Here is a 7,472-nt window from a genome sequence, read left to right on the forward strand (position 1 = left end):
TTTCAGCAGTTCCAGATAATGATCCAATGTTCTTAAAGTTTACTGCAAAAATCGAAAACTTATTTCAATTTGCACACAACTTTTGAGATTGATCCAACCCTTTCTTTAATAGAAGGTTTTAAAATGTATTTGGGAACGGCAGAAGAAAAAACGTTGCAGTTTCACAATCCACCTGCAATGACTCCCGATGTTTTCGAAAAAATGTTGCCTTTTGCCATGGTTTTGGGAGTCGATAAAATCTGGGGCGACAAATTTCAGAATATGCTGAAAAATTCTGCTATGGGAGCCGATCAATACCAATCCAACTGGTTTATTGGAGCCTCGATGATGAATATGAATTTCACCCATTCACTGAATTCGTCCCTTTCGCAATCGATCGCAAGTTCTTCTACGCAACCTTCAAGTTCCGGCAGCGGAAGTGGCGGTGGTGGATTTTCCGGCGGTGGTGGAGGCGGCGGCGGTGGCGGCGGCTGGTAAAAAAATTAGTTATTAAATGTTCAGATTTTTCTGAACATTTTTTTTGGGTTCAATTCCTGACTTATCGCATACCATTGATATGGATCTTAAATGATACAATGTTATTTTCAAGGATGTTGAATGGGAAAAGGAGAAATAAATCCCATTAATAAATCATGGAAAAAAGGAACCGATTTATTATCAATCGATTTTTGAGTTTTCGGGAAGTTGTAGGAGTATTGTTTTTAATCTTGTCCTTCTTCAAAATTGTCGAAGTAGGTAAAGTCTTTCGTGATCATCCCCTTTTCGATGGTAAAAATAGTACAGATCGGCAACTCAAATTTCGAATTGTCGGGAGCAGTTCCGCTTGATACGAACTCCACAATAACATGATTTTCCCCGGAAGGATAAGTCTGAATCACCTCATCATGAAGGTCTGGAAAAACTTCGTTTAATTGTGAATATTTGTCGATGATCTGTTGTCTGGTTTGCTTTACAATACCGGGTCCTAAAGATGGATCTTTAAACTCAGCGGTTTCTGTGTAAAGATTTGCCATTTTGGTCCATTCGTGCTTGTTAAAATGTTCAAAATACTGCTTCACTAATTTTTCATGGTCTGGCTTTGTCATGGTATTTTCTTTAGGATTGGTACAGGCGAATAATAAAAATGTTACGGAAATAAAAGTCAATAATTTTTTCATATTTGTCAGTTTTAATCGATAAAATTTAACTTTTTCGAATGAATACAACGTTTGAAGGATTCAGAAGACGGTATAAAAATACGAAAACTTTCTAATTGCTAAAAACTAGATTAATTGCGAAAATCTTTGATGAAAACTTCATACCCGCTTCTAGAAATACCTTCTTTACTTTACAATCATAAAATTAATACCTTTAAATAAACAAGACAGAGGTGAACTAGAAATACCCTTAAAGATTAATAGTCTTCACTAACATATCAGTCCTCTGCCTTGTTTTAAAAGGTTGAAGCAGCTTTAGATAGAATACCAGATTACCCAGATCTAATAAAGATTTTAAAGAAATTTCAACATTAATTTAATACCCTACTAAATTATGAAAAACTACAGAACTTACCTAGGAATTGATGTGGCAAAATTAACCCTCGATTATTGCCTGGTTACAGATGATCAACAGCTGGAAAGAGAACAGATTCTCAACACGCAAAAATCCATAAACTCATTTTTAAAAAACCTCAAAAAAGCCGGACACGAATTAGATCAAATACTTTTCGTCTTCGAAAACACAGGCATTTATTCCTCCTTGCTTTCCTTGGTTTTGAGCGAAAATGAACTCGATTATTCGCAGGTCCCAGCACTGGAAATAAAACGCTCCCTGGGAATCACGCGCGGTAAAAGCGACAAGGTAGATGCCAAAGAAATCGCCTATTACGCCAAACGAAATACCGATAAAATCACGCTTTCTGTACTACCTGAATTGAATCTCCAGCAACTTAAAATCATCTTTTCTGAACGCGAAAAAACCATTGCTGCCATTAAAGTTTTTGAAAGAACCATGGAAAACGAAATGTTCCTCAGCAAAGAAGTTTTCGGCACCGTAAAAGCAATCAATCGGCAAACGGTGAAATACCTGAAAAAGCAGCTTGCAATGCTGGATGATAAGATTAAAAAACTGATTCGAGAAGATGAAGTGCTGTACAAACAGCAACAACTTTTAAAAAGCATTCCGGGAATTGGGGAAATTACTTCAGTCTATCTTTTGATGGTCACCAAAGGATTTACGGCGTTTACCAATGGAAGAAAATTTGCGTGTTACTCCGGCGTTGCACCTTTCGAACACAGCTCTGGAACGAGTATCAAGGGAAAAACGAGGGTCAGTCATCTGGCGGATAAAAAGATGAAATCGCTTTTACATATGGTGTCGCTCACTGCGATCAAATACGATCCTGAACTGAAAGAATATTACGCGCGGAAAAAAGCGGAAGGAAAACATACGATGCTGGTTTTAAACAACATAAAATGCAAAATTGTCTACAGAATTTTTGCGGTGATCCAACGAGAATCAAACTTTATCAATCTGCACAAATTTGCGGCGTAATTTTTTCAATTTTCGCTTGCTTTTTGTCATAGAATATCTTTACTTTACAATCATAAAATTAATACCTTTAAATAAACAAGACAGAGGTGAACTAGAAATACCTTTAAAGATTAATAGTCTTCACTAACATGTTAGCTGCAGGTTTTTATTAGAAATTGCTTTTTTATTTTCAATCGATTTGAGTTATAAGAATAATGTTCGATAATATTAGGATTAGTTTCGTTTTTAAAATCCTGTGTTTCCATAAAAGCTTCATATTTAGTTAATTTTTCGGAACATAATTCAAGAGCTTCTTGAAATCTTTCAGCCATAATTAATGCATCAATTTTGTCTTCGTAATCTTCACTATTGTCAACAATTTTATTCCAAGTGTTATTGTCAAGAAAATATGGATTTGCATAATTTTCAAAATTCTCAAAAATAACATTCATAACTGCTTTATGTTCGTGTTCCTTAAAATCATAATATGCATCAAGTAAATCGCGATTAAATTTTTCAGAATATTTATTTTTTGGATTTAGATAATATGCAACGTTTAATTCAGGGAAGTTTTTTTTATGCCATCTTTTAAATTTTGGACTTTCAATTTCAAAATAACAATCGAATTGAATGATTTCATTGGCATAATTGTATTTAGCAGCTGGAAAATAAATTTCGTTTTTTATTTCTCCAAATTCTCGTGTGAATTTTAGACTTTTCTCATTGAATTTGAAATCATATTTTTCAAGTCTTTCAACTATAAAATTGTTTAACGCTTCTTTTAAAATTTCTTTAGGGTAACTCATATTTGACCGATTGTTTTTGTAAACTTGCAACTAACGGTTGGGGCTTGGCGATGGCGGGGATTTGAAAGCCGAAACTTTCAACTAAAATACACTTTTCTATCGAAGCGCAAATCTTCAATTGAAAACTTCCAGCCCGCTATTGCCAAACCCTTGTTACCTGCAGTTTTTTTATCCATAATATCTTAAAGCTCTTCTGAAGCCCTTCGAAACTGCATCCTCAACTGTTAATGCATAAAATTCATTTCTATTTTTTATCTGAGTTTGGTCATATTTTTGGTCAAATGGTAAATGGTAGATTTTATTAGTGCCATTGACATTACATTTAATTCTCGGAAATTCAGTTAATTGTAAGTTAATAATTTTAACATTCAATTTTTTCGCAAAATCAAGAGCAGTTTCTGACAGTTTGATATTTGTCATAAAAACGGGCGTGAAATGGTTGAACAAATCAGTCTTTCCAAGTTCTAAAATATGTGTAGTTGCGAATAGTTGCAGAATATGTTTTTCGTGGATTAATTTTTCTTGAGACCAATATTTGCACTGAATTACGTGAATATCTGATCCTTTTTTCGCAATTAAATCTCGCCCTAGATCATTTAACTTTTTCTCCATTCCGAAGTAGTTTACTTCCCAACCATTTTTCTCATAATGTTGTCCACAGAAAAGTTCAAAATCTCTACCGATTTGCCAATTACTTTTCTTTCCTTTAATATAATTATTTAATGCTAATTGATTTCTTTCAATTTCTGACAAAGATTTATATTCTTCTTTGGTCAAATATTTACGCGCGTAATCAAATTCCTCAGATATGTTACCCACGTTTGCATAATTGTCAATTTCTTTTATTGATGCAAAATCCTCAACATATTCTTCTAGTTCGGGAAAAACATTTAGTAGATACTCATATTTATAAAGCATTAGTTTATATTGTTGAGTATAATTTTTTGTTTCTGCTTTTAGTTCTCTAATTCGTTGTGCTTCAGTATAGGCTGGTCGTTGTTTAACTTCAAGATATTTTGCACTTAAATCATATTGTAGTAATAAATAATCAGAAAATAGTGAAGTTATTTTTTTTATCGAAGAATCACTTACATTATTTATATCTGCGAAAAGTACTTCTTTTTCATTAATTAGATTTTGTAAATTATTAAGTTCTTTTTCAAGTGTTAAAATCTTTTTTTCAAAATTACTTTTTTGTGCGTTTTTTGCATTTATTTCACTTTCAATTTTTTTCTTAAAGTCAATATAGATGCCTCCATAAATAGAAAGGAGCCCGACAATTATAAAGATAATTAATTCGATAGACATAAGGTTTTTTTAAAATTGCAGTTAACGTCAGTCTGTGAAAAAACCTTCGTTTATTTTAATCAAAAATAGGTAAATAATTTCAATATTTCGGGAGTGAATTCGTATATTTAATGATGCAACACATCACTGGGATTGCCCGCAATCAAATGGTTTTTACGGGTTTAGAAGATTCGTTTTCTGAAGATAATCCGGTTCGATTTATTGACGCTTTTGTGGAAAAATGGATTTATTAACTTGGGTTACGGAATGTATGAAATGATTTCAAGCATTGCCAAAGTGAAAAAAGTTTCCGTATTCTTGAGCAGGAAAGGAAAACCGCAGAAAACTCTTTCTAAACGCTAGCAAAAAATCAGTCCTTCTCAAAAACTAACGGTCATTGCGAGGAGGAGGCACGACGAAGAAGCAACCCCAAAGTACAACAACGAGTTTTGAAGTTAGGGGTTGCCGCGCTCCACTTCGTTCCGCTCGCAATGACGGTTATAAGAGAGGGATTCCAAGCAATTATTGCGATGAACGAAGCAATCTCTGTCATAAAAGCTATCGAAAAAAGCTTATCTTGATTGAAGTTGAAGAAATTTAACGGGTTTTTGTATTTTTCAGACCAAACGAAATCTTAGTTATTAGCGGAAGTATTTTTATATTGCTCTGTTCATTTCGTTATTTCCCTGAATTCCATCTATAGCTTCAAAGACTTCATTTTGATTTATTTCACTAGTCCAACCTAAAGAAGAGAGTTCGGCTCTAACTTGACTTTCGTCTTTGCCTTTTACAAAATGATAAAATGCAAAGTCAATTACTTCTGTTGGAATTCTTTTTACCACGTAAGAAATTAAAAATCGATTTAAATTTAAATAACCAAATACAAAAGTTAATCCCAATTGTAAAATCCAACTAATTATTAATCCAATAGTTCCTAGGTTCAAGCTCTTTAATGTTAAACCTTGTTGAAGTCTAAGTTTTAAAAATTCAAAAAATCCAATTCTTTCAAAATTGTTTTCAGTTAATATGATATGGTATTGAAATACTTGATTTCCTACGAAAACTATAAAAATTGCAGCAATTAGTATGTTTCTTAATTTATTAAAATCAGTAAAGTTTCCTAATTTGATTCCAATTTTTAATAAATAAGCTAATGCTAAACCAACAAGAAATTCAAAGAGGAAAATTATATATTTTCCTGTCAAAGATAATTTTGCAATTAATAATGCTAAAATTATTGCTGAAATAATTGCTAGGACAATTGGGAAAACAATATTTGATTTATGAATAAGGTTGGGCTTTGGCAATTCAGTAGGAATTTGATAATCGTCCCAATTTTCTTTAGATTCTTGTTCTTTTTCCAATGCTCGTAATTCTTCTCGATTGTATTTTTTTTCAATATCCTGAAAAACGTGAATGAAAAGATGTACTCTTTTTGAATTTCGTCCATTATCCCAAAATTCATCGCCTAATGATTCACTTTTTACTGCTACATTACCATATTGATAAGAAACAATAATTGATTCTGTGTATTGACTCATTCCCAAACTTTTCGATTTTCGTTTAGCTTCAATAGAATGCTTGTCAACATAAATTATATCCCAATCTAATTTTTCAAAAGTTTGGCTTGTAATGGCAAAAAATGCTTTCTCTGAAAGATGAGTGTTAAATTTGGTATTATATTTTGGCGTAAAAGCAAATTTGTGCGTTTTTTTAATTTGCTTTTCAACCTCTTTTAATTCTTGTGTCATTCTTGAGTTTTGGTTTGGAAATATCTCCGATAACGGTTACGTATTGGCGATGGTGCGGCTTAAACAGGGAAACTTTCTTATTATAAATTAATTTTCGGAAAATCTAAAATGGTTAAACTTGCGATTCCTCCGCACTATTGCCAATACGATGTTAGCCGACGTTTTTTATTAATTTCTCAAGTTGTTCGAGTTTTTCTTTTAATTCTTTTGTAGACTTCTCTGCTTTTGATTCGTATATTTTTAGTAATCTACTTTCTGTCTTTTGTGATAGAGTCAATACATTAGATAAAATTTGCATAAACTTGCCGACAATTTGAGCAGATTTTTCTCCATCAAGATTTATTATTGTGTCGTAGTAAAGTTTCAGATTTTTGTCAATATGTCCTGCGGTGTAATGTCGAACATTTTCAATTAATTTAAAATCATCAGTATTTCTGAAATTAGTAATTTCGCCATTACATTTTTCTAAATCCGTTTTAAGATCTTTTAAATTATTTGAATTTATACTTTCTTCTAAAATTGTTGAGCAATTTTTTTCAGGTCTAATTATTTTTAAACTTTCAAAAATTATTAGATATGAATTTTTGATAAAGAAAATTTTCTCCCAGTCCGTTTTTGCTATGATAAGATTTTTTAGAGTAACTGAAAGTTCCAGAAATGGAATGGTCAAATGTCCTGCGAAAACAATACTTCTTTTTAAATTAATTAATTCATTACTTTCCGTTTCTAAAAGATTTATTACTTCATCATAAAGTTTAAGAGTTGTTCTTACTTGTGATAATTTTTGTGAATAAAATATTAAATTTTCATCACAACTTTTTATTAGTCTCTCGAAATTATCCATTGTTCAGTTTTAAATGTTGGCTAACGGCAGTCTGTGAAAAAACCTCCGTTTATTTTAATCAAAAATAGGTAAATAATTTCAATATTTCGGGAGTGAATTCGTATATTTAATGATGCAACACATCACTGGGATCTCCCGCAATCAAATGTTTTTTACGAGTTTAGAAGAGTCGATTTCTGAAGATAATCCGGTTCGCTTTATCGATGCTTTTGTGGAGAATATCGATTTGAAAGCCTTAGGTTTTGAACTTCGAACTCCGAAAACGGAAGGACG

Annotated in this window: 8 protein-coding genes; 3 read left to right on the forward strand and 5 right to left on the reverse strand. The window is 32.1% G+C overall.

Going from position 1 to position 7,472, the window contains the following annotated elements:
- Positions 1-69 precede the first annotated feature (69 nt).
- Positions 70-477 carry a DUF2207 family protein gene (locus BW932_RS13940; protein WP_076388650.1) on the forward strand — a complete coding sequence of 136 codons (408 nt, stop codon included), beginning with the start codon at positions 70-72 and terminating at the stop codon, positions 475-477.
- Positions 478-701: 224 nt separating this feature from the next.
- Here BW932_RS13940 and BW932_RS13945 read toward each other — a convergent pair whose 3' ends face one another.
- On the reverse strand, positions 702-1,157 hold the full coding sequence (locus tag BW932_RS13945) for a nuclear transport factor 2 family protein (RefSeq protein ID WP_076388652.1): 456 nt from the start codon (positions 1,155-1,157) through the stop codon (positions 702-704).
- Between the two features lie 373 nt (positions 1,158-1,530).
- Here BW932_RS13945 and BW932_RS13950 point away from each other — a divergent pair, with 373 nt between their 5' ends.
- Positions 1,531-2,532: an IS110 family RNA-guided transposase gene (locus BW932_RS13950; protein ID WP_076388654.1), complete on the forward strand. Its 1,002-nt coding sequence runs from the start codon at positions 1,531-1,533 to the stop codon at positions 2,530-2,532.
- Between the two features lie 131 nt (positions 2,533-2,663).
- On the opposite strand, the gene BW932_RS13955 is transcribed toward BW932_RS13950, so the two are convergent.
- Together BW932_RS13955 and BW932_RS13960 are read right to left on the reverse strand one after the other, a co-directional pair.
- The gene (locus tag BW932_RS13955; protein WP_076388656.1) at positions 2,664-3,317 is read right to left on the reverse strand and encodes a hypothetical protein; all 654 of its coding nucleotides are present in this window, start codon (positions 3,315-3,317) and stop codon (positions 2,664-2,666) included.
- 168 nt (positions 3,318-3,485) lie between these two features.
- Complete coding sequence (locus tag BW932_RS13960) at positions 3,486-4,625, reverse strand: restriction endonuclease (RefSeq protein WP_076388658.1); 1,140 nt, start codon at positions 4,623-4,625, stop codon at positions 3,486-3,488.
- A gap of 110 nt (positions 4,626-4,735) precedes the next feature.
- On the opposite strand from BW932_RS13960, the gene BW932_RS14465 reads away from it, so the two are divergent.
- Complete coding sequence (locus BW932_RS14465) at positions 4,736-4,858, forward strand: hypothetical protein (protein WP_262493371.1); 123 nt, start codon at positions 4,736-4,738, stop codon at positions 4,856-4,858.
- A 402-nt stretch (positions 4,859-5,260) separates the two neighbouring features.
- On the opposite strand, the gene BW932_RS13965 is transcribed toward BW932_RS14465, so the two are convergent.
- Together BW932_RS13965 and BW932_RS13970 are read right to left on the reverse strand one after the other, a co-directional pair.
- Complete coding sequence (locus tag BW932_RS13965; protein ID WP_076388660.1) at positions 5,261-6,355, reverse strand: hypothetical protein; 1,095 nt, start codon at positions 6,353-6,355, stop codon at positions 5,261-5,263.
- Positions 6,356-6,506: 151 nt separating this feature from the next.
- Positions 6,507-7,199 (reverse strand): hypothetical protein, encoded by a 693-nt coding sequence (locus BW932_RS13970; RefSeq protein ID WP_076388662.1) that lies wholly within the window; start codon positions 7,197-7,199, stop codon positions 6,507-6,509.
- Between the last annotated feature and the right edge of the window lie 273 nt (positions 7,200-7,472).

Source organism: Kaistella chaponensis (assembly GCF_900156725.1).
Lineage (GTDB): Bacteria > Bacteroidota > Bacteroidia > Flavobacteriales > Weeksellaceae > Kaistella > Kaistella chaponensis.